This window comes from Magnetococcales bacterium, from assembly GCA_015231755.1.
Classification (GTDB): Bacteria; Pseudomonadota; Magnetococcia; order Magnetococcales; family Magnetaquicoccaceae; genus Magnetaquiglobus.
Genome location: JADGAZ010000010.1, coordinates 1 through 22201 on the forward strand (window position 1 = coordinate 1; position 22201 = coordinate 22201).

Here is a 22201-nt window from a genome sequence, read left to right on the forward strand (position 1 = left end):
TCAATAATCACATTGTCAAGGCTTGGCACCTTCGTTTCTGATCTGAACGGTTACGATTTTTGAACAATTCAGGAAGTTCCGCATCGGTTTTCTCGTGTCTCTTGAGACAGGATGCCCAGCCAAGGGCGAAAGCGTTGATCCATTTTTCGCGGATCTCGGCAATAAAATCGTCAAAATTGGGCTGTGTTTCGGGACGTGGGCTACTGGATCGCGCTTCCACCACCCAGATGGCGGGGGGATTTTTTTTGCGGTTCTTCAAAAGCAGGAATTCCGCAATCTTGACTTCATCTTTAATTTTCCGATAGGTTTCGCTTTTTTCAACAGGGAAGCAGGTTCCTTCCGGGTATGGGCCGAAGGTCATGCAATCCAACTGGGCGAGGGGTCCAAAATTGTTGAGCCTCACACGATTGAGCATGGGGAATTTCCTTCTTTGCGTGGATCCGATTCATGGTTTGAAATGAATTTTCTTTCCACCCCCCACGCCACCCCCTGAATGATCAACCAGGAGAGCAGCATCGACACCAGCACATGGCTGAGGAAATGAGCGCCTTTCATCATTTGGTAGATCCCCATGATCCAGCCTAAGCTGATGCCGAATCCCAGTCCGAGCCACTGCCGGCGCCGGGTGGAAAAAAGGAAAAACAAGGCCATGAAGGCAAATCCCCCGGAGGGGTGACCGGCGGGATAACATTTGCCGGGGCGTACGGCGGGGAAATCGGCAGGCTGGGTGTCCAAAACCGGGACAAAAGGCAGGGTGCCCCCGTAACGGGTCAAAGACCAGGGGCAGTGGACGTTGGTGACATTTTTCAAACTGGAGATTGTTCCGGGCACCAGGATCAGCGACAACAGCAACACCATCAAAGGACGGCGGCAAGGAATCAACGACGGAGATTTCCGGGACCACAACAACGCGACCAGAATGCCGATGGCCACCAGCACCACCGCCCACTTGGCGCCGGTATAAAAGATCACCCGGGGCCAGTAGGCCTCCTTGTCGATCCACCAGCGCCCGACCTCGAAGGTGTAAAAAAAATCCTGCACCCGCAGATCCAGGGTTGTGGTCTCGGCCACCAGCAGGACCAGGGCCAGCAGGGCCAGGGTCCATCCGAAAGAACGTCCCAAGGTCACGGAATCCTCTTGTCGAGTCCTTTTTTACGCATGGTATTGGCGGTCTGATAGAAGGAGATCGCATCCTTCAAGCCTTGGGGATCTTCCTGCTTGAGCCGCTCCTGACGCTCCCGGCCCCATCCCCGGACAAATTGATAAAAACTGGATTGGTTTTGGGGACTGAGTACCGTCAGTCGATCCCCGGTGATCATCCCGAGCTTCTGATAGGTGCCGATGAAGGCGCGGCGGGACTCCGGAGGGGTCTTGAAGATGTCCTGGCCGAAAAAGCGGCTCGGATAGCTGAAATTCAGCAGCCCCAGCACCGTGGGGGTGATGTCGATCTGACTGGTCAACCCCTCTTCCAGTCGCGGCGCGATGTGGCGCGGGGCGTGGATCATCAGTGGAATGTGATAACGATTGACTGGCAGTTCGGTTTTTCCGGCGCTGCCGGCGCAGTGGTCGGCGGTGATCACGAAAACCGTGTTGTCGAACCAGGGACGCTGTTTGGCCCGGGCCAGAAAATCCCCGATGGCCCAGTCGGTGTATTTGACTCCTCCTTGCCGCCCTCCGGGGGAGGGAATGTCGATGCGTCCCGCCGGATAGGTGAAGGGACGATGATTGGAGGTGGTCATGACAAAATAATAAAACGGTTTGCCGTCGGCGAAAGCCCGGTCCGCCTCGCGGATGGTCCGCTTGAACAGATCCTCGTCTGCCACGCCCCAGATGTTTTCGTGGCTGATTTCACTGGCATCCAACTGGGTGCGGTCCACCACATCGAAGCTGTTGTGGCCGAAGAAGTGATTCATGTTGTCGAAATAACCATAACCCCCATAGATGAAACGGGTATCATAACCCCGCTGGCGGAACAGATATCCCGAAGAGAACAGATCCTCGTTGTTGGGTCGTTTCACCTTGCTGCGTCCCGGGGTGGGGGGGACAGAGAGTACCAGACTCTCCATGCCCCGGTCGGTTCGGTTGCCGGTGGCGTAGAGATTGGTGAAGGTGAGAGACTCCTTGGCCAGACGGTCCATGTTCGGGGTCAATCCTTCCGGATTGCCGAAAAAGCCCAGATACTCCGCGCTCATGGATTCGATGGTCAACTGGATGACGTTGAGGCGCTTTTCCGGTCCCGGATTGGTGATGGTGCGGGCAATGTCCAGGGGGTCGGAATGGGGGAGAGGCTTGGCGTCCGGGGTGGAGAGCAGCAGTTCCCGCACCCGGGCGGCGGTCTCTTTTTCATCCCGCTGGAGATAGAAACGTTCGTACTCCAGTTCGTTGTGGATGAAGGCCGAAAACAGGGCGTAGATGCCGTTTTTGGCCAGTTCGTTGTGAAAACGGTTGCCGGAGACTTCGGAAAGGGAAGAATCCACCACCATGAAACACACCGGCGGCAGCAGCAGAAAGAGCGCCCCCTGTCTGAGCCGTTGCCGGAAGGTGGTGATGGCCGCAAAATCCGGTTGCAGCCAACCGGCCCGCCAGACCCCGCCGAAAATGAGCAGGGTGACCGCCAGGATGGCGGCCAGCAGCAGGGGCACAGGATAGGATTGACGGATGTTGCCGATCACCTCGTGGGTGTAGACCAGATAATCCACGGCGATGAAATTGAAGCGTACCCCGAACTCGTCCCAGAAAATCCACTCCGCGACCCCGTTGAACACCAGGATGTACAGCGCCACCCCATACCACAGATAATAAACGACCCGATGCAGCCGATGGTTGAAGATACGGTCCGGCAGGGCCGTCAGGTAGAGGGTGAAGGGGATGGAAAAATACAGGGCCGCCAGGAAGTCATAAAAAAGACCGCTGGCCAGAATCAGCAGCAATCCCCCCGGCGAGGGGTCCAGGGTATCGAAGGTCTTGACCCCCAACACCAGGCGGATGACCATCGAGATGGCCAGAAACAGTCCGATGAACAGATACAGCCCGCCAAACCGTCTGGACAGCAGACGGGAGCTGTGGGAAACGGTTGGGCCGGGCAGTGGAGTGGTCATGGGGTGGCGGCAGGCTCAGCAGGTTGTTTTTCCCGGTAATCGCATCCTTCCACCGCGCAGAGATGTTCGGTGCCGTAACGTTTGGTGATCTTTTCGGTGATGAAGGGCGCGCCGCACTTGGGACAGGGCGTATCGGCGATGGGTTTGTTCCACAGGGCGTTTTTGCACTTGGGATAGCCGGAACACGAATAGAAAATCTTGCCCCGACGGGATTTTTTCTCCAGAAAGGTGCCCTTGTTGCACATGGGACAGGACACGCCGGTATCCCGGGGTTTTTCCAACGGCTGGATGTTGCGGCAGTCGGGATAGCCGGAACAGGCCAGATATTTGCCGAAACGACCTTCCTTGATGAGCATCGGTTTGCTGCACTTGTCGCACAACTGGTCCGACATCTCGGGGGGGGCGACGGGGGTTTCCTCTTCGCCTTCTTTTTTGATGTTCTGGGTGAAACGGCACTCCGGATAGTTGGAACAGGCCAGAAACCGACCAAAACGTCCCAGCTTGATGAACAGCGGTTGGCTGCACTCCGGGCATTTTTGATCCGTGGCTTCGGTGGTGATGTCGGAGCGATTGGTGGTGCTTTCCTTTTCGTCGATCTGGCTTTTGAAGGGAGTCCAGAAGGAGTCCAGCAGGGGAACCCAGGCCATCTCGCCGCGGGACACGGCGTCCAGGTCGTCCTCCAGATGGGCGGTGAAGTGATAATCCACATATTTTTCAAAGTGTTCAACCAGAAACCGGTTGACCACCTCCCCCACGTCCTCGGGCACGAACTTGCGCTGGTCGAGCTTGACGTAGCCCCGTTCCTGAAGCGTGGACATGGTGGGGGCGTAGGTGGAGGGACGACCGATGCCATAACTTTCCAGGATTTTCACCAGCGACGCCTCGGTGTAACGCGGCGGCGGTTCGGTGAAATGCTGGTGAGGAGCCACCGCGGTCATGGTGAGGGGATCCCCGGTCTCCAGAGGCGGAAGCATGGTATCGGTTTCGTCTTCGTTGCGTTCTTGTTCCGGGGTGGCGTCCTGGCTTTCGCTGTAGACCTCCATGAAGCCGGAAAAGGCCACCGAAGAGCCGGTGGCCCGCAGCAGATAGGGCGCCTTGGGATCGTTGATTCCCACCGACAAGGTGGCGGCCACCTGATCGATCTGGGCCGAGGCCATCTGACAGGCCATGGTGCGCTTCCAGATGAGTTCGTACAGCCGGAAGCCGTCCCGGTCGAGATGCTTGCGGACTTTTTCCGGCAGCAGGGCCGGATCCGTGGGGCGGATCGCCTCGTGGGCCTCCTGGGCGTTCTTGGCGGAGGATTTGTATTTCCGCAGGGTCTTGGGGAGGTATTCCGCGCCGTAACGCTCCTTGATCAAGGTGCGCATGGCGTTGACCGCTTCGCTGGCCAACTGCACCGAGTCGGTACGCATGTAGGTGATGAGACCCACGGTCTCCTGGCTGCCGTCCGGGGTGGTGATCTCGACCCCTTCGTAGAGCTTCTGGGCCACCATCATGGTCTGACGGGCGGAAAAACCCAGCTTGCGGGAGGCCTCCTGCTGCAAAGTCGAGGTGATGAACGGCGGCGACGGATTGCGCGCCACCCGTTTTTTCTCCACGGCGGCCACATGCAGCGGTTGGTTTTCGATGGCGCGCACCAGTTGTTCGGCACGGGTGGCGTTGTGGATGTCGAAGCGGTTGAGTTTTTTGCCTTCGGCGGCCACCAGACGGCCCACGAAAGGACGGGATTCGGCTCCCGGAACCGAACGGATCACGTCGGCGGAGATGCTCCAGTATTCCCGGGTCTTGAAGGCGCGGATTTCATTTTCCCGCTCGCAGATCAGCCGCAGGGCCACGGATTGCACCCGACCGGCGGAAAGTCCACGGCGTACCTTCTTCCACAACAAGGGGCTGAGATTGAATCCCACCAGATAATCCAGGGCACGCCGGGCCTGCTGGGCGTTGACCAGATTCATGTCGATGTCCCGGGGGTTGGCAACCGCCTCCAGGATGGCCTTTTTGGTGATTTCGTGGAACACCACCCGTTTGCAGGGGATGTCGGCGATCTCTTTTTTCGATCTCAAGGTCTCCAGCACATGCCAGGAGATGGCTTCCCCTTCGCGATCCGGGTCGGTGGCCAGCAGCAGCATGTCGGCATCCTTGGCAGCCCGGGTCAATTCGGTGACATGCTTGGTCGAGTCGCTGGAAACCTCGTAGCGCATCTGGAACTGGTTGTCCGTATCCACGGAACCATCCTTGGAGGGCAGATCCCGGATGTGTCCATAGGTGGCGGCGACGGCATACTCTTTGCCGAGAAATTTGTTGATCGTCTTGGCCTTGGCCGGAGACTCCACGATTACGAGAGTGGTCATGAATACGGGTGTCGCATTTTTCAAGGAGTGAACGAGGAACCATCCGGCAAAGAGCGAAGCTTTTGATCACGGGCGGTTGGTGATGGTGTATCGACCGCCCGGCAGGCGCTGCACCAGTCCGGAAAGTTCAAGTTGCAGTAAGATGCGTGAAAGCGCGGCCACTGTCAATTGACAACACCGGGCCAGATCATCTTCCTGGGTCGCGCCAGCCTGGATGTGGGTCAGGATGGTGGCCACCTCGGCGGACAGACCAGAAGTCTGCGGGAGCGGGGTGGATTCGGCAAGGGGTTCCAGGGGCGGCGAGGACCAGTGGAGCTCCTCCAGGATGTCATCGATCCCTTCCACCAGTTTGGCTCCCTGACGCAACAGGGCGTGGGTGCCGCGGGTATTGGGATCGTTGGGGGGGCCGGGAACGGCGAATACCTCTCTGCCTTGTTCCAGGGCCGCGTGGGCGGTGATCAGGGAACCGGACCGTTCCGGCGCCTCGACGATCACCACACCCCGGGCCAGCCCGGACAGAATGCGCGCCCGGGGCGGAAAGGCCCAGGGAACCGGCAGCAATCCCAAAGGGGCTTCGCTCACCAGACAACCGTGACCGGCAATGAACCGTTGCAACTCCCGGTGTTCCCCGGGATGAAAAATATCAAGTCCGGTGGCCAGCACCCCGATGGTGGGACCGGGAGCCTCCAGGGCGCCCCGATGGGCGGCGGCATCGATACCCAAAGAGAGTCCGCTGATGATGACGATTCCCGCCCGGGTCAGATCCCGGGCCAGTTCGACGGTGAAAATCTGACCGCGCCCCGAGGCCTTGCGGGTTCCGGTGATGGTTACGCCGGTGTCGTGCAGCAAGGTTGCGTTGCCCAGCACGAACAGGGCCGGAGGGGGATCGTGGATGGCAGCCAGCAGCGGGGGATAGTCGGGAGTGCCGGGTATCAGCATGCGGCCTCCGATGGCGTGGAGCCGTTCCAGTTCCCGGGCCATAGGTTGGGAGGGAATCTCCCGGCGGAACCGTTCCAACTGCCGGATCACGCCGGGGCGGATTCCCGGAATGGCGGACAGCTTCGGACGCGTGGCCGTGAGCAGCGCCTCGGGACTGCCCAGATGGCGGATCAGATGGCCGATGGTGGCAGGTCCGATCCCGGGAGATCGGACCAAGCGCAGCCAGTCGATGAGCAGTTCGGAATCCATGGTCTGGTGGTTACGGGGTGCGGACGATATCCCCCCGACGGATGGGTGCCCGGGTCCGGGTGAGCAGCGCCAGGGAGGCCCGGTCGCCGATCTGGATCAAAATGGCCTGTCCGATCTCCGGTTGGGGGGAGGGATCCGGTGGATGGGTGCCCCGGTCATCCCGCAGGACCGGCAAGGTCAATCCCTGGAAGGCGTGGTCCCGCCGACCCAGACCCACGATCACCAGATCATGGGCCGCCGCCTCGTTGCGGCCATCGTGGACCTGGATGACCCGACCGGAGAGGGGATGGGGGGATTGGGCGCGCAGGGTGAAATCCGTGTTCACCGGGTGGGGGAGGTCCAGTTGATCTCCGGGTTCGATGCCCTGAAAGGAGCTGTCCACCAAAGCCAGGGAGACCTGGGGCCCGGACTGCTGCACCCGTGCCGAACCCAGGCGTCTGACCAGTTGTCCCAGCGGTTGGTTGTTGACCGGATCCACCAGCATGGGGCCGGGGCGCAGGATCTCCAGGGGGGTGCCCACAGGCAGAGGGGTGGGATAGCGGATGCGGATCGTATCCCCCTGCCCGATCACCCGACGTTCCCCGATTGCCGCCAGAATCCGTCCCGGTGCCGGGGTGGAGGAGGAGAGGATCCGGTCTCCACGGGCGAGAGCGTGCCGGATCAAAGAGACCGTGGAAGCCGGAATGGCCTGGAGATCATCGACGGGTCGGATGGCGGATTTGGGGGTGATCCGTTCGACCCGCAACGGAGAGGAATCCGTGTCGTCCGCCAGGGCGGGCCAGGAGATGCCGAGCAGCAGGAACAGGACCGGAAACAAGAACATGGCGGAATCGGCTCGCGGCGTCGGGTGGTGGTTGGGGATCGGGCGGACCATGGAGGCGCAGGGGCGCCACGGGAAGGACCCTCGGCTGCAAAAAATCAGGAGTCAACGCCGCGGCCACCGTGGGTCTGGCTTGCTTTCCATGGGGGAATGCGCGCATCATCTCCATAAATGGCCGGATGTGTCAACCAGAAGGCTTGCAAACCTCAACGATTGTCCAAAGTTATGAACAAAAGCAGACGCAGGGGAAAAAGTGAGTTCGATACCCCCTGGAAACGGATCGTGGAGGGGTATTTCCAGGAGTTCATGGCCTTTTTCCTGCCCGAGGCCCATGACGACATCGACTGGTCCCGTGGTCACGAATTCCTGGACAAGGAACTGTCCCGGATGGCCCGGGAGTCGGAGATCGGCGACCGGCAGATGGACAAACTGGTCAAGGTGTGGAAAACCGGTGGCGACGAGCAATGGGTGTTGATTCACGCCGACATCCAGGGGGACCGACAGGAACAGTTCGAGTCACGGATGTATACCTATCAGTATCGGGCCTATGATCTCAAAAAAATGGTGGTGGTGGGTCTGGCCATCCTGACGGACGAATCCCCGGGCTGGCGGCCCGTGGCGTTTCGTCGGACCTTGTGGGGGTCGGAGGTCTGCTACCGGTTCAACACCGTCAAATTGTTGGACTATCAAAACGATCTGGCGGCCCTGGAGCTTTCGGACAACCCCTTCGCCGTGGTGGTGCTGGCCCACCTGAAGGCCAAAGAGACCCGAACCGAACCGGAAGCCCGCTATCAAGCCAAATGGCGGCTGATGCGCACCTTGTATCAACGGGGTTTTTCGAGAAACCGGATCATTGATCTTTTCACTTTTGTCGACTGGGTTCTTGCACTGACCGATGCGTTTGAAGAGCGGTTCTGGGATGAACTGAAGCAATTCGAGGAGAGTCGGAAAATGCCATACATCACCAGCGTGGAACGGATTGGACAAAAGAGGGGCAGGCTGGAAGGCAGGCTGGAAGGCAAGCTGGAAGGCAAAGCCGAAGCCTTGATCGCACTGCTTCAGCGTCGTTTTGGTTCGGATGCGGAGTCGGTGCGCTCCAGGGTGACCGGGGCGGAGGCGCAGGATCTGGAAATCTGGCTGGACCGGATTCTTGAAGCCGATTCGCTGCACGGGGTTTTTCAGTAGGTCAGGACTGGGGCGGGATCGGGGCGGGCGGCAGGGGTCATGAGCCGGGATTCTTCTTGCCGATTCTGGGTTCGGTTCCGGCGAGCAGGCGGCGTATGTTGTCCCGGTGGCGCCAGAAGACCAGCAGGGTGACCAGACCATGGATGGCCGGGGCCAGGGGGGGGGCGGGCAACCAAAAGAGGGAAAGCGGTCCGACGACAAAGGCGCTGAGGGCGGAAAGCGAGGAGATGCGCGCCAGTTTGGCCATGCCCAGCCAAGTGAGGACCATGAGCAGACCCGGCAGCGGGGTCCAGGCGAGCAGACCGCCGAGGGCCACGGCGACCCCTTTTCCCCCCTTGAAGCGCAGATAGACCGGATACAGATGGCCCAGAAAGGCGCAGACCACGGTGGCGGCGGTCTGCCAGGAGTCGGAACCGAACAGCGGAATGGCGATTCCTGCCGCCAGAGCCCCTTTGCCCATGTCGAGGAACAAGACGAGGGCACCGGCCTTGCGTCCGGCCACACGCAGCACATTGGTGGCACCGATGTTGCCGCTCCCCTGGGCGCGAAGATCCCCGACCCCGGCGAAGCGGGCCACGATCAGTCCAAAGGGGACAGCCCCCAGCAGATAGATGGCAACGAGAAAAAGGACATCCTGGGTGTTCATGGCTGGGTGCGTGGTTTGGCCGGGTCGCGGGTCGGGGCGTTTTTCCCCGGATCCGGGGTTTTGGCGGTCGGTTCCCGTCGCCCTTGGGTGGAGGAGAGTTGGTTTTGATTCCACAACTGGGTGATCGCCCCCGGCAGATTGAGCAGCGGTTCCATTTCGCGGGCGTTTTTCATGGCCAAAGCCTTCACGGCCTTGGTGGCCACTTCGCTGGATGAAGGGGTCAGGTTGGTGAAGTGGTTTTCAGAGGACCATTTGCCGAGGATTTTTTGTTCCTGGGCCAGGGCCTGATCCACGGATTGGGGCAGCGTGGCGGCGGCCTTGGTAATCGCCTCCTGCAATTCCGGGGCAAGCCCGTTGAACCAGTTCAGGTTGACCGTCAGAATCATCCAGCCGTGCAGATGGCGGGTATGGTGAAAGGCGGCGGCGCTGGTATTGGCAAAGGCGGTACGGTTGAGCAATTCCGGTGTGGCCACCACGCCCTGGATCCATCCCGAGGCGATGGCTTCGGAAAGATCCGCCGCCGGAGGGAAGGAGGGACGCAGCCCCAGTGCCTGATGAAGTTCGATCATCCACGGGTCGTTGGGTACGCGGGTGGCCAGATCGGTCAGGGTGGGGGAGTGCTCCCCGGATGGTTGTTGGGCGGGACGGAAATTCAACACCCCGTAGAATCCATAAGAGGCGTATCCCAGCACGAGCAGTTTTTTGGTCTTGGCGTGTTCCCGCAGGGCCAGATCCAGAGGCGAACCGACAAAGGCCCGGAGATGCTCCTGACGGGTGAAGAGCAGGGGCGTGGCCAGAGCGCGGAAGGCTGGCAGTTGGCGCGTCAGGGTGAGAACGGAATAGAATCCCCCTTCCAGGTTGCCTTGGAGTTGTTCTTGCAAGGCAGTCTCTTCGGAGCCTTTTTTGCCATTGGCCAGGAGTTCCGGACGGATTTTTTTCCCCGTAGACTCTTCGATGGTTCGGACCATGCGGGTGAGGGCCTGGACATAGGTAACATCCCCTTTGTGGATGGCGGCCAGACGCATGGGGATGAACCCTTCGGCGGGAGCCGGCAGGCTGACGGGTTCGGCGTGGGCCAGGGGGGCGTTCGCGGCCAGAAGCAAACACAAAACCAGGAACGCTGACCAGGGGTGTCGCATGGCGGACCCTCTCTTCGGTGTGCTGACATGAGGCGCAGTCTTGCAAAACCGGATGTTTTTTTTTATCGTGCCTCGATATGCGGTCAAAAATACACGGCGGAATCTCTTTAGAGCAAGGGGGTGTGACGGATGTCCAGATCATTGAACAAGGTGCAACTGATCGGCAACCTGGGCGTGGATCCCGAGGTGCGTTTCACCCAGGATGGCAAACCGGTGGCCACACTGAAAATCGCCACGTCCGAATCCTGGAAGGACCAGCAGGGACAAATGCAGGAAAAGACCGAGTGGCATCGGGTGGTGGCGTTTGGCCGGGTGGCGGAGATTGCCCAGCAGTATCTGCGCAAGGGCAGCAAGCTCTACATCGAAGGCCAGTTGCAGACCCGCAAATGGACCGACAATCAGGGTCAGGAGCGTTACACCACCGAAGTGGTGATCAATCCTTTCGGAGGCCAATTGCTCATGCTGGATGGTCGGGCCGGGGGAGGCGCCGGGCCTCAGGCCGGGGCCTCATCCTATGGCAATCCCCAGAATGCCAATCCCTACGCCCCCCAGCCGGAGCAGACTCCGGAATACCGGTCGGCTCCCCCCGCTCCGCCGCCTCCCATGGCCGCGGGCCGTTCGGCCCCGGGTGGTCGTGGCCAAAGTGCCCCCGCCACCCATCCCCCCCTGGATGACTTTGCCCAGACCCCGAATTTCGACGACGATATTCCGTTTTAAAGGCAGAATCGTGGGGGGTGTCCCACACCGTACCACAGGCGGTCACCGCCTGTGGACCCGCAAGGGGTGAAGAAAGATCGGCTCAACGGGCGGGTGGTTTGGGAGGTTCCGGTTTGTGGGGCGGTTGTCGAACCGGGGGAGGGGGTGTCTTGGGCGCTCCGGCCTCGACGTTGCGGCGGGGAGCCTGGGGAGGCTGGACAGCCGCCGGGGTCTCCCGGGCCGGTGTGGCCCGCTGGAGTGGACGTTGGGGCTTGACCGGTGGTTGGACGGCTTCCGGGGGAGTGGCACCCGGTGGTGGCGGGGTGGTCCCGGATGGTGGGGTTCCCGTCTGAGGGGTTCCGGATGGCGTTTCCACCTGAAGACGACCGAGAAACACGATTTCGTCGAAGGTACGGTTCAGGGTTTTGTTGGTGAAATTTTTCATGGGGGTGCCCTGGGCCCAGATCAGGGTATCTCCCTCCTTGACCCGGGCCGTGGGTCCCGCCAGCCACAGACCAGTGGCGTTGCCGATCTGCACATAGGTGTATCCCCCGGCGTTCAACACGGCGTGGGCTTTGCCCTTGCTGGGGGCGACCACCACCGGTGAGGGGCCGGGCTGCAACGTGCCGACGAACAGAATGGTGGGAAAGGTCTGATTCAACGCCTTGCTGTAGTAGTTCTGCTTGACCGAAAACCGGTCCCAATGCACCACCTCCCCCGGCCTGGGCTTGGCCGGGTTGGTGGCCAGCCAGTGATGAGCGCCATCGGCTTCAATTTTGACATAGGTGTGAACACCGGCCTGTTTGACCTCCACCACCTTGCCGGATTGGGGAGGTTGGGACGGCTGTTGGGGCGACGGCTGGAGAGCCGGAGTGGCGACCGTTGCCGTCTGTTGGGAGGCGGTATCGGGTTTTCGGGGATCGGCCTTTTTGTTCTCTTCGCTTTTGGAACATCCGGTGACGAGGAGACAGGCCAACAGGAGCAGACCTGAGTGTTTCATGTCCCGCACTCCTTCAAGTCGATGCATGGGAAAACAACCTCCCACAGGTCCGCCTTGCCTTGATCACGGTTTGCCCGCTCCTGCCGCTGATTTGTCCGGCAGGGATTTTTCCCGACTGACCTGACCCTTGCCTTCGGGCAGCAGCAACTGCAAACGGAAACGGGTGCTTCCGGCGGGAGGCTTGACGAACAGTACCTGGAACGGCGTGGCGTTGCCTGGGACCAGTTTGTTCATTTTCAGGCGTTTTTCCTCTCCTTGCAATCCGGCCATGGTGCGCAGTGTGGCTTCGCTGCTTTCGTCGAGGAGTTTGTCTTCGATCACGCGGCCCGGATAGCCCATGACCGAACCGACCTCCATGCCCGCCTCGTCCAGCAGCACCACCCGAATTCCCGGTACGGTCCGCACCACCCGACCGGTGTTCACCAGGGAACCGGAAACCGTCAGGAGCATGCCATGGGGATAACGTCGCCACTCCCCTTTGGCCTCGGTGAAACGGTAGTCGCTGAACAGGTCGAACCGGTGATAGCTCCACCAGTCGGTCAGGGTGGTCAAACCCACCCCCAGTGTCAGGAGCAGCAGCAGGGCCACCAGCCACAGCTTGAGCGCGGACTGACCGCCCTTTGCGGGTGGCGGTTCTTCATCCGGCTCTTCCTCGTCATCGATCGATACCTCGTCGGCATCCCATTTGGGCTCCACTTTGATGAAACTCTCCTTTTGTGGTTCTGGCGCGACCGGCTCCGGTTTCACCGGCGCGGGCGGAGGGGGGGGTGGGGGAGCGGTCGGTTTTTCTTTGGCCAGTCTGGCCAATTCCAGCTCACGGGCCGTGGGTTTTCCCAAAGCAAGCTGGGTCGCGGAACTCAGAATGGTCTTGGAGTCGTCATCATCGTCCTCGTCCATCGGCGGGACGAAAGAGGGGGCGGAACGCGCCGGAGGTACCGGAGCGGGCGCAGGCTCCTCCTCGACGAAAAGATCCTCGTCTTCCTCTTCTTCTTCGCGCAGATAGGTATCGATCAGACCCGATTTGACGGGCGGTTCGTTTTCTTCGGAAAAATCCGAATCCCCGAAAAATTCCCCCAAGGCCTCTTCGGCGGAGATTTCCGACGGGCCGAAACCCGGGGGGGCCGGTCGTGGTTTGGGTTCTTCCTCGAAGGAGAACTCCGGATCGTCGATTCCGGGGCCGAAGGCGTCTTCCACCTGGATTTCGTCCAGCAAGCCATCGAGTCCGTCATCCACCTCTCCGTCGCCGAGGGGCGTGTCGGAGTCGGGCCAGTCGTTTTCGTCGGAGGAGCCGTGTCCGAGGATGGTCTCCTCGTCATCCGTGGGCGTGTCGGACGGTTCGGAATCCGGGGCGGCAGGAAGCCCGCCGGCACCAAAGCCGCTTGGCTTGCGGGGGGCGTCGGGGGCGGCCCTGGTCTTGGTCGGGGGGGCATCGCCGCCTTTGGCCTCGCGACTCTTGGGCGCAGGCTGGAAAAAAACCGCCTGACACTGAGAACATTTCAGCTTGCGTCCCGACGGTCGCAAAATGTCGTCATCCACATCAAATTGGGCGCGACAACTCTCGCATTGAACAATCACGTCTCGACTCCACTCGGGCAAGCGGCCAGACACGGCTTCACCGAAGGTACTATACCGGAATTCACCCCGGCGAGACAACACAAGCCGCTTACCGGCACGGTCAAAATCGGAAAACTTCGCCGTTTCGAGCGCTGTCTTGTGGTCTGCCGCGCAACACGGTAACATGACCTCTTAACAAAGCCATCCCAAATCCGTCCTTAGACCCGCTCTTGGCCCCATGATTCAATTTCACGATGTCACGCTACGTTATCCCACCGGATACGAGGCCTTGAAGAAAGTCTCCTTCCGTTTGCCCCGGGGATCGTTTCACTTTCTCACCGGCCATTCCGGGGCGGGCAAGAGTACGGTCTTGCGTCTGATCTACCGGGCCGCGCTGCCCACAGAGGGGACCGTGCTGGTGGAAGGGCGCAATGTGGCGCAGCTTTCCCGCAAGCAGCTTCCGGCCCTCAGACGGGGGATCGGGGTGATTTTTCAGGATTTCAAGCTGCTTTACGACCGATCCGTCTACGACAACGTGGCCTTGGCCATGGAGGTGGCGGGTCACGGTCCCGCCCGTGTGCCGGGTCAGGTACGCCGGGCCTTGCAAAATGTCGGCCTGCTGGAACGCATGCATCAAAATCCCATCTCCTTGTCCGGTGGCGAGCAGCAGCGATTGGCCATTGCTCGTGCCACGGTGAACCGTCCTCCCCTGGTGATCGCCGACGAACCCACCGGCAACCTCGACAAGGAGATGGGACGACATATCATCGACTTGTTCGATACCCTTCACCAGCAGGGCACCACGGTGCTGGTGGCGACCCATGACCTGGATCTGGCTGCGGAAACCGGTCACCCCCGCATCGACATGCGGGACGGCGGCCTGATCACCCCCACCAGCGATCCCGAAGATCTCCGGGAGATCCCATGATCCCGCATTCATCCGAACCCTCCCCCGGTCCCCGGTTCGGCGGCAACCGTCTCTCCCCCAGGCGGGAGGAGGATCCGACCCCACGCGGTGGAGCCCAGCCTTTGTCCGACGAGGAGATCCTCACCTCCCGGAATTTTCATGTGCGGGCCCTGAAACGGGCCTGGCAACCCTTTGCCGACAAATCGTTGTCGCACTGGACCACCACCATCGTCATCGCTTTGGCTCTCACCATTTATGGCACGTTTTCGCTGCTGCTGGTCAATGCCAATACCGCCTTGAGTCAGTGGGAGGATGAAAACCTGGTGACGGTCTTCATGCAACGCACCGTGGAGCGAGAACAACTGTTGCAAGTGGGCAAGGTGATCAAAGGTCACGCCGGAGTCACCGATCTGACCGTCATCGCCCCCAAGGAGGCGGTGACCCGGTTGAAACGCATGATGGGGGATGAATCCGCCCTGCTGGATGACCTGGAAGAAAATCCCCTGCCTTACTCCCTGGAGTTCCGCATGGCCCGTCAGGATCGGGCCTTGGCCTCGACCCTGGCCAAGGAGATCGCCGCCATGCCCGGTGTGGAGTCGGTCTCTTACGATCAGCAATGGGCCGAACGACTTGCGGCGGTGATCGATACCGTGCGGTACATCGGCAACGTGATGTCTTTTTTATTGCTGGCGGTGGTGGCGCTGATCGTCTCCAATACCATCAAGTTGACCATCATCGCCCGACGCGATGAAGTGGAGATCATGCGTTTTCTGGGGGCCGACGACCTTTTCATCAAGGCTCCGTTCGTCTACGAAGGGCTTTTGCAAGGGTTGCTGGGAGCCTCCGGGGCGTTGTTGCTCACGGGAATGCTCTATTTCGGGGCCCGCAGCGCAGTGTTGGAACTGGGACGGGCCTTCGGGGTGGCGCTTCAGTTGGCGTTTCTGCCCTGGACCCAGTTGGGCGTGCTGGTCTTTCTGGGCGCCGCTTTGGGATTGGTCGGGGCTTTTCTCTCCTTGTCGCGTTTTCTGGATGCCTGAACGGTATTCTGGGTCGTCTTTGACGAAAACCATTGCCTTTATTCGGTTGACGGGTTCAAAATGATCCCCTTGACCAACCAACCGGCCAGCGAGGCAATCCGTCATGTCAGAAATCGGAGAGATCCCAAGAGAGTTGCAGTACAGCAAGGAACACGAATGGATGCGCGCTCTGGGGGATGAGGTGGAGGTGGGCATCACCGACTATGCGGCCCACGCCCTGGGTGACGTGGTTTTCGTCGAACTGCCCCGGGTCGGCACCCGTCTGGAACCGGGCAAACCCTTCGGCGTGGTGGAGTCGGTCAAGTCGGTTTCCGATCTGTTCGCCCCGGTCGGCGGCGAGGTGACCGCCATCAATCAGACCCTGGAAGCCTCCCCGGAACTGGTCAACGAAGCCCCCTACGCCGCCGGATGGATGGTGCGGATCCGTCCCGATCAACCCGGCGGCGCCACAGGACTGCTCACCGCCGACGACTACCGCGCCATGCTGGAGTCCGGCTCCCATTGAGAAAAACAGGATCCATCCCCTGGATCCGTTCAAGAAAGGTTGACCCTGAACCTGTTTTCGGGTATGGTATCGCGATGTTTCAGATGGGCGGTTAGCTCAGGGGGAGAGCACTACCTTGACACGGTAGGGGTCATAGGTTCAAATCCTATACTGCCCACCATCTCAATCAAACATTGACGGCCACTCGCAAGGTGGCCGTTTTTGTTGGGCAGTCAAATAGCAATCATAAAGCGGGATCCCCTCCGACTATGATGGACCCAAGATTTAAGACAGCGAAATAAGCTATACTTCGTCCTCAGCAAGGAGGAACGAAGATGAGCACTCCTCCTTGGGGTTGGTTTCCATCCATCCTACCAGAAATATTAGATTAAGTTTTGCCTATTACAAAAAAATCCCAACACCCCTTCTTTTCTTTCAATAGTATCGATAATTCAAAACCTCTTTACCAACGCCACTCGAAAAACGCCAACTCCGGTGGGGCACCAATCCGCAACGCAATCACCGAAGTCCCAATCCCCCGTGAAACATACAACGGCATGCCCAACTCCCGACACCACCCCGCCAAACATGGCTGCTCCCGCCGCCACCCCATCCCGAATACCACAATCTGCCCCCCGTGGGTGTGACCCGACAACATCACCCGATCCGCCACACTCCGCTCCCGCTCCGACAACAAACCCAACGTAACCGGATTGTGGGCCAATACCAACGTCGGACCACGCCACTGCCCGTGATCCACCATGGCCTTCTCCCAGTCCGGCCTGCCATGCCTCGCATCATCCAAACCCACCACCAGCAATTCGCCCCGACCCGCCATCCGCGACTCGTTGATCAGCAACGTCACCCCATGTCCCGCATAAAAACGTCGCAAACTCAACATGTCGATCCCGCCCCAATACTCCCAGTTGCCCGGAATGGCCACTTTCTGCGACCTGGGACTCAATCGATCCAAAAACAGACCCAATACCTCCATTCGTTCCGGCTTGGTCACCATGTCACCGGTCAAAACCACCAAATCCGGATCCTCCCGCTGCAACTCCCGCAACACCCGCTCCTCGATCGCAGCACCCCCCACGATATGCAAATCGCTCACCTGGGCAATACGGATCCCGCCACCCGTTCCCCCCTCCCGACCCAACCGATGACGGGTCACCTCCAAATCATTGGACTCGTTCAACAACACCGCCAACACACAGACCACGCCCACGCCGACCAACATCCACCCCACAAACCGCTTCACGGTCCCACCCCTCCCCGAGTACCCGCCGTACCCACAGCCTCCAGATAACGCACAATCGCCTCCGCATCCACCCGACATCCCCCCCCATCCACCACATCCCGGATCAAGGCCGACCCCCGGAAACCGAACAGATAACGCACCACCATCACCCCATCGCTCCAGGGATCCACCACTCCGTTGCAATCCACATCCAACAAACTGCGCCCTTCCTCCAACCCTTGACCCAACACCAACGGATCACTCCGCACCCCGTCAACCGCGATCACTCCCGATACCAGATCCTTGCCCCGGGTGCCGGCCAGATAACGCAACACCACCATGCCATCCGACAAGGGACGCGCCACCCCGTCCCCATCCAGATCCCAATTCAATCCGGCTGCGGTCACCCGCAACGGCATTCCCTCGAAAATCTGATCCGGATCCGGATTCTCGACACTCACCCCCAGATTCGCAACCCCGCCCAAAACGACATCCGATCCCATGGAAAAAGTCAGCCCAATCCCGGACCCCGCCGCCAACACAGCCCCTCCATGGACGATGCGTACCCGCTGATCCGTGGTGGGATCGTGATCCCAATCCCCTTCGTCCGGCTCCACCGTCACAGCCGGCTGAACCCCGGACTCCAGGACCAAAGGCGCCATTCCCGCAAAACCCATCCGGGCGCTGTTGAAATGAATCCGGACCGCACTGCCCGGCAACACCCTGCCGCCATCGGAACGCTCGTGAACCCAACGCATCCGGGCCTGCTCCCCCGGCACCATACGCAGGGTCGCCATCACCGGCGCGATCCGCTGACGGACCGCTCCCGCCACCGCCGGCCCCCTGGGATCCGAACCGCGCCGATACTCCTCCAGATTGCTCACCCCGTCCCCGTCCGCATCCAAGGCCGCGTCCCGGCTGTCGAAAGGATCGAAACCGTGCGCCAACTCGAAAGAATCCGGCATGCCGTCGTTGTCGTTGTCCCCGTCGCACACATCCCCCAACAGATCGTGATCCCGGTCGGCCTGATCCACATTGAATTGCGCCGGACAATTATCCATCTCATCCGACCAGCCATCCCCATCGCCATCCACCCGACTCACATCGTTGCGGGCCACCGCACGCAAGTTGACCCCGGCCACATTCCCGGCCGTCAGATCCACAGACGCAGCCAACGCCGCGCCCACCCCGTTCAACGGCTCTCCACCCGGCTCCCCGCCCCAGAAACCATTCCAGAAACGATCCGACACCATCCGGATCCGATAGCCCTCCACCGCCGCCAATCCCCGGATCGCAAAAGCCAGATCCCCGCCATCCCCCACCCATTCCACACTGCCGGTCACCGTCGCGTTTGCAGAGACCGCCTCCAGACGGATCTTCTCTCCGCTCTTCACTCCCCGCACGATGCCGCTGATCACCCGACCCGAACCACTGCCCCCATTCGTTTCCCCCACGCATTGCCCCCCATTGGCCACCAAAGCGGTAAAGGGCAGATTGTCGATGTTTTCAAAGCGTATATTCCGGATCATCCAGCCCCGTTCCCCCACCAACTCGTCGGAGGCGAGACGAAAACGGATCCGGATCTCTTTTCCGTTGTAGGCGCTGCCCAGATCGATGGTTTCGGTGACCGTTCCCGGATAACCGCCGCTCACCCCACCAAACGCCAAACGGCTCCCCAGCACCGGATTGCTGTCCAGCAAAGTACCGGTGTAACCCGGTGTCATCTTGGCACCCAGATCGCTCCAGGCGCCCCCCGCCACACTGATCTCCACCACGCCCCCGTCCCACATGCCATCCTCGTCCAACTCGAAGGCGTGACGGTGATCGAACACGATCCGGAAATTCCCGCCACTCCCCACCCGCACCACCGGCGACGTGAGGGTCAATTCCGCTTCGTGATCCGGATTGGCCGCGGTGTGCCAACGCCACCCATCCGCCTCGCTCAGGCTCCAGCCATCCCCCGCGCTCCCCGTGACCCGGGCCGCGCTCCAGTCGCTCACCGGATTGCTCAGCGTATCCTGACGAAACGCCGCCACCCGGTCATGATTGACCCGCCAGGAAAAAAGATCCGCGTCGAGTCCCGAAACGGTCACGCCGAACACCGCGTCCAGTTTCAACAACGCAAAAAACGACGCGCTGTTCAACGTGACATCCAGCGTGGCCGTCACCGTCGCCCCCGGATTGGCGGCAGCGAAACGCATCACGCCTCCGTTGGCAAAGGTCACATCCCCGGTGGTGCTGAAGGTGGCGACAAAAGGAGAAGAAGCGGCGCTGCCGTCGTTGCGCACCGTCACGGACAAACGGGCGGTCTCTCCCGGATCCAGAATGCCATCCCGGTCGCAAGAGTCGCTCAGAGGGGTCAACGTGGCCTGGACCAGACTCATGGGCTGATCGGCGAAAAAGCTCTCCTTGACACCGGAGTGACCGGTGGAATAACGCGCCGGAGAGACCGCGCCCACCCCCAGGCCCCGACGGGCGAACGCCGCTTTCATCAAGGCGTAATCCGCCGCGTCACCGGCCTTGGCCACGGCAAGCAGCGCATCCCTGGCTTCGGTGAAGGTGGGATCCAGAGGGGTGAGTTTGCAGGCGGCCACCAGATAGGCGATCATCCGACGCTTGGCCTCGGCAAAGGTCAAACGGGTATCGTCTCTCAGCAAGGCCGCGTAGACCTCCCACAACGCCTGTCCCCAGATCTCCCCGGAGTTGTGAACCTCGGCGTTGCGACCCCCCACATCCTGCATGGGATGGGTGGTGGGCAGGGCGACGCCGTTCTGGATATGCTTGAAGGTCAACGCGTTCTTGGCAAAGTCGATGGAATAGGGCACACGACGCAACCCATAATAATAGGGCTGTTTTTCCGGCGAGTTGGACAGGGAATAGGCCCCGATGGCATACGTGCCCCGATAGGCCGAAGGGCCGCTTTCGCCGGGTCGCACCGCCAGCAGCATGGCCACGAAATCCCCCCAGCCTTCGCTCAGGCTTTCCCCTTGATTGTTGGTCAAGCCGGAACCGTCGCCGATGAGCCGTTCCACCAGGTAATGACCCCATTCGTGGGCGACCACCAGATTGTCCATGGCGCCGTTGCGGTCCTTGTTCTGGGCGCGGGTGAGGGTGACCTGAACCGTGGAACCGGCGGTCAGCAAGGCATCGAGGGCATCCCCATCCGGTTTGAGCACGAACACCGCAGGAATGGTGATCGAAGTGTCATCCCCGGACATGTTGAAAACACTGGTTTCTCCTTTCTGGTCCACCACGATCACGCCGATGGCTCCGGCGGTCTGAGCGAAGCGGACCTTTTCCGTGAACAGACACAAGCCCCGGTCGATCAACGCGACGCGCCCTTTCAATTGGGCGGCGTTGGTCGGGGTCTGACAGCCATCCCGGACCGGATCCACCCCATCCGTCAATCGGACCAGCGCGCCGGAAACCGAAAATTCCGTGGGACCAAACGCGGCTCTGCCCACATTGGTCAAGGTGGAAGCGGTGGGGCTGGTCACCTGGACCCCGATGGCCTGGGAACCGCTCCACAGCGACATGGACATATCCGGAGATTCCCCGTCCGCCGGCACCACCACACTGGCGTTGTCCCGTTCCGACAGATCATCCCGCAGTTCGGCGATCAAAGGATCCCCACCCTGTCCTCCCCGGGAATAGTTGTTGTTCTGGGCATTGCCCGCCGACTCGTTGAACCCCTGATCGTAGAACAGGTCATGCAAATAGTTGAGGGTATAAAACAACTGCACCACCGACGAGAGTCCCTGGGCCGGGGTATCGAACGGGCCCAGGGTCGGAGAGAAACGATAATCGAAGCTGCGGGTGGCGGAAGTGGGTACCCGGCCATTGACCAGGGCCTGACTCAAAATGGCATTGGAGACCGTGGCTTTGGCATCGACGTTGTTGCCGGAAGTGGAGGTGGCGGAGGCGGACAGCCAGGGATCCTGGGTGGAGATCGGTCCGTTTTGCAGGCTGATCAGGTTCTGGGCAACCGGATCCGGCAGGTAGGGGGGAGTGACGGTGGTTCCAGTGGGATTGGGCACCCCTTGAACGCCATTGGGATCGTTCATGGGGGCGTGATCGCCATCGGCCAGGGCGTGGACCCGATAGGTAAAATGGGCGTGGGAACGCTGATTCCTGGTGAACAGAATGGCTCCATCCACAGCCGAAACCACAAACGTCCGGGCTTCGGGGGTGGTGCGGTCGAAGTCGCTGCCGGTCAATTCGATCAGGTAGGCCGGAATCAGGGTGGATTCGGCGGGATAGAAGACCTTTTTCACCCGGGCCGGTTTGCGCAGGCGGTATTCGGCCCGGGAAAAATCGGCGCTGTAATATTGATAACCGTTGCGGGTATCCACCAACTGCCATCCATCCGGGGCATCCTGACCCCCCATGCGCCGCAACGCCTTGTCGATGGCGGTTTCCGGGGACACCGGAAAGGCGAGATCCGCAGGGGGAGCGGGAATCGGCAGCCCACCGGTGGTGGTGACCAGGGTATGGTTGCGGTCGTAAAGCAGATTGGTCTCCCGGTGGAAGATTTCGATCTCATCGACCGTGGCCCGGGACTTAATCACGATGGGACCGGAGCCGGTATCGTGGATGTGGTGGATGCGGGGTTGAATCTCCGCCGTGCCTGGGCGGGTGGGGGGATACAGGGTGCGGAGATGGTTCAGGGCCTGGGTCTGAAGATCCCCCGGCGGCGCGGAAGGCGCCAGGACCGGCGCAACGACCGGATTGGCCCCGGTGGTGTTGGATGGGACCACCGGGGAGGATGGGGTAACGGAGGGGTCATCCTTCCCGAGTTGACCGATCCCCACCAGCAGGATCAGTACGATCACGAGGAGCGCGGTATATCTCATGGA

General features: G+C 60.7%; 17 protein-coding genes and 1 tRNA gene. 6 read left to right on the forward strand and 12 right to left on the reverse strand.

Annotation, left to right across the window (positions count from 1 at the left end; genetic code table 11):
* Positions 1-7: 7 nt before the first annotated feature.
* The 6 genes from HQL98_08135 to HQL98_08160 all read right to left on the reverse strand — a co-directional run bounded on the left by HQL98_08135 (position 8) and on the right by HQL98_08160 (position 7460).
* A complete protein-coding gene (locus tag HQL98_08135; protein ID MBF0272014.1) occupies positions 8-415 on the reverse strand; it encodes a hypothetical protein in 408 nt (135 codons plus the stop codon).
* Entirely contained in the window at positions 400-1122 is a 723-nt protein-coding gene (locus HQL98_08140) for a phosphatase PAP2 family protein (GenBank protein MBF0272015.1), read from the reverse strand. Before HQL98_08140 ends, HQL98_08135 begins: the two co-directional genes overlap by 16 nt.
* A gap of 2 nt (positions 1123-1124) precedes the next feature.
* Positions 1125-3098 carry a sulfatase-like hydrolase/transferase gene (locus HQL98_08145; protein ID MBF0272016.1) on the reverse strand — a complete coding sequence of 658 codons (1974 nt, stop codon included), beginning with the start codon at positions 3096-3098 and terminating at the stop codon, positions 1125-1127.
* Positions 3095-5449 (reverse strand): type I DNA topoisomerase, encoded by a 2355-nt coding sequence (gene topA, locus HQL98_08150; protein MBF0272017.1) that lies wholly within the window; start codon positions 5447-5449, stop codon positions 3095-3097. The genes HQL98_08145 and topA overlap by 4 nt, the downstream gene beginning before the upstream one ends.
* A gap of 66 nt (positions 5450-5515) precedes the next feature.
* A complete protein-coding gene (dprA, locus tag HQL98_08155) occupies positions 5516-6637 on the reverse strand; it encodes a DNA-protecting protein DprA (GenBank protein ID MBF0272018.1) in 1122 nt (373 codons plus the stop codon).
* Positions 6638-6647: 10 nt separating this feature from the next.
* Entirely contained in the window at positions 6648-7460 is an 813-nt protein-coding gene (locus tag HQL98_08160; GenBank protein MBF0272019.1) for a hypothetical protein, read from the reverse strand.
* Between the two features lie 222 nt (positions 7461-7682).
* Here HQL98_08160 and HQL98_08165 point away from each other — a divergent pair, with 222 nt between their 5' ends.
* The gene (locus HQL98_08165) at positions 7683-8642 is read left to right on the forward strand and encodes a cytosolic protein (protein ID MBF0272020.1); all 960 of its coding nucleotides are present in this window, start codon (positions 7683-7685) and stop codon (positions 8640-8642) included.
* A 37-nt stretch (positions 8643-8679) separates the two neighbouring features.
* On the opposite strand, the gene plsY is transcribed toward HQL98_08165, so the two are convergent.
* Together plsY and dctP are read right to left on the reverse strand one after the other, a co-directional pair.
* Positions 8680-9288 (reverse strand): glycerol-3-phosphate 1-O-acyltransferase PlsY, encoded by a 609-nt coding sequence (gene plsY, locus HQL98_08170; protein MBF0272021.1) that lies wholly within the window; start codon positions 9286-9288, stop codon positions 8680-8682.
* Positions 9285-10427 carry a TRAP transporter substrate-binding protein DctP gene (gene dctP / locus HQL98_08175; GenBank protein MBF0272022.1) on the reverse strand — a complete coding sequence of 381 codons (1143 nt, stop codon included), beginning with the start codon at positions 10425-10427 and terminating at the stop codon, positions 9285-9287. Before dctP ends, plsY begins: the two co-directional genes overlap by 4 nt.
* A 129-nt stretch (positions 10428-10556) precedes the next feature.
* Here dctP and ssb point away from each other — a divergent pair, with 129 nt between their 5' ends.
* Complete coding sequence (gene ssb, locus HQL98_08180) at positions 10557-11144, forward strand: single-stranded DNA-binding protein (GenBank protein MBF0272023.1); 588 nt, start codon at positions 10557-10559, stop codon at positions 11142-11144.
* Between the two features lie 82 nt (positions 11145-11226).
* Here the strand turns inward: ssb and HQL98_08185 are convergent, their stop codons facing one another.
* Both HQL98_08185 and HQL98_08190 read right to left on the reverse strand, forming a co-directional pair.
* A complete protein-coding gene (locus HQL98_08185) occupies positions 11227-12123 on the reverse strand; it encodes a hypothetical protein (protein MBF0272024.1) in 897 nt (298 codons plus the stop codon).
* Positions 12124-12186: 63 nt separating this feature from the next.
* Positions 12187-13698, reverse strand: coding sequence for a zinc-ribbon domain-containing protein (locus HQL98_08190; GenBank protein ID MBF0272025.1), 1512 nt, complete (start codon positions 13696-13698; stop codon positions 12187-12189).
* Positions 13699-13915: 217 nt separating this feature from the next.
* On the opposite strand from HQL98_08190, the gene ftsE reads away from it, so the two are divergent.
* From ftsE to HQL98_08210, 4 genes are all read left to right on the forward strand, one after another.
* Positions 13916-14605 (forward strand): cell division ATP-binding protein FtsE, encoded by a 690-nt coding sequence (ftsE, locus tag HQL98_08195; GenBank protein MBF0272026.1) that lies wholly within the window; start codon positions 13916-13918, stop codon positions 14603-14605.
* Positions 14602-15621 (forward strand): ABC transporter permease, encoded by a 1020-nt coding sequence (locus HQL98_08200; protein MBF0272027.1) that lies wholly within the window; start codon positions 14602-14604, stop codon positions 15619-15621. The genes ftsE and HQL98_08200 overlap by 4 nt, the downstream gene beginning before the upstream one ends.
* Positions 15622-15724: 103 nt before the next feature.
* Positions 15725-16126, forward strand: a complete 402-nt coding sequence (gene gcvH / locus HQL98_08205) for a glycine cleavage system protein GcvH (protein MBF0272028.1) — start codon at positions 15725-15727, stop codon at positions 16124-16126.
* A gap of 85 nt (positions 16127-16211) precedes the next feature.
* Positions 16212-16286: transfer RNA gene (locus HQL98_08210), tRNA-Val, on the forward strand.
* Between the two features lie 282 nt (positions 16287-16568).
* Here the strand turns inward: HQL98_08210 and HQL98_08215 are convergent.
* A complete protein-coding gene (locus HQL98_08215; protein ID MBF0272029.1) occupies positions 16569-17366 on the reverse strand; it encodes a metallophosphoesterase family protein in 798 nt (265 codons plus the stop codon).
* Positions 17363-22198, reverse strand: a complete 4836-nt coding sequence (locus HQL98_08220; GenBank protein ID MBF0272030.1) for a M36 family metallopeptidase — start codon at positions 22196-22198, stop codon at positions 17363-17365. The genes HQL98_08215 and HQL98_08220 overlap by 4 nt, the downstream gene beginning before the upstream one ends.
* Between the last annotated feature and the right edge of the window lie 3 nt (positions 22199-22201).